Origin of the sequence: Mycolicibacterium peregrinum (assembly GCF_001665625.1) — a bacterium.
Classification (GTDB): domain Bacteria; phylum Actinomycetota; class Actinomycetes; order Mycobacteriales; family Mycobacteriaceae; genus Mycobacterium; species Mycobacterium peregrinum_B.
The window spans coordinates 1-1,014 of sequence record NZ_LZSY01000133.1 but is presented as its reverse complement, the minus strand read 5'-3'; the positions used below and the strand labels follow the sequence as shown (position 1 = coordinate 1,014).

Here is a 1,014-nt window from a genome sequence, read left to right as displayed (position 1 = left end):
GATCCGGCTGTAGGAGTCATAGCTGCGTGGTCGCTGGCCCTGGTGCTGGTAGCGCACCCCGAGGAACAGGTACTTCGGCTCCAGCTGTGGGTAGCGCGCCCGGATCCAGTCTTGCTGCTCGCTGATCACGTTGACCACGGCCTGCTCGACCAGGATGGTGGGCACCACACCGTCGACTTTGGTCTGCTGGTAGCGCAGTTTGGCCACGAACCCATCGGGATCGTCGGCGGCTCCCACGGGGCGGTCATGACCCGGGATCGGCTGCAGCGGGTCGAAATCGAGCATCAGAATCTCTGAGGCCCGCCGCCCGGTCAACGCTTGCAGCAACCAGATACGGGCCGCTTGCGGATCGCCGAGACCGGACACGACCGAGATCGTGGAATCGAGATGGGTGATGACCACCGGTTTGCCCACATCGGCGGCCAGCACGTCGAGATAGCACAACATCCGCTGCAGCTCGGCGGTCGAAAACCAGGTCAGCTCCCGGCCGCCGCTGCGGCGTCGGCTGCGAAACGCCGCACCCCACAACCGGGTATGGGTGTCGGTCAACCGGCTCCAGCGAGGATCTCCGGTCGCTGCCGCGGCTTCCTCGGCATGGTCCACCATGAACGTGTAGAACATCTGAATCTTGGACTGGACGACCGCGATCGTCGCCGCCGACAGCGGACGCTCCGGTTTGGCCCGCGCGGCAGGTGATTTGAGGTATTCGGTGAACTCGGTGAACACCAGCCGCAGCGCCGCCCGGTCGGTGCTGATCACCGGATCATCGATCCCGCGTTCGACCAAGAATGGACCCAGATGGCGGGTGATGCCGCGGGTGCGGCCGATCACCGACGACCAGCGCAGCAGTTCAGCCGTCAAACAGGTGCGCAGCCAGAACCGCACCCCTTCACGCAGCCAGACCGGTTCGATCCCTCCGAGGCGGGCAACCTGGTCATGGCAGGGTTCGTGCTCACGCTGCGGGATGCGGGGATCAGCGTCCAGATCCCAGATGTCATGAGCCCACCATGGCCG

At 65.3% G+C, this 1,014-nt stretch carries 1 pseudogene; it reads right to left on the bottom strand.

The annotated features are described in order from the left end of the window. A pseudogene (locus A5779_RS21740) lies at positions 1–1,014 on the bottom strand (tyrosine-type recombinase/integrase); the annotation flags it as partial.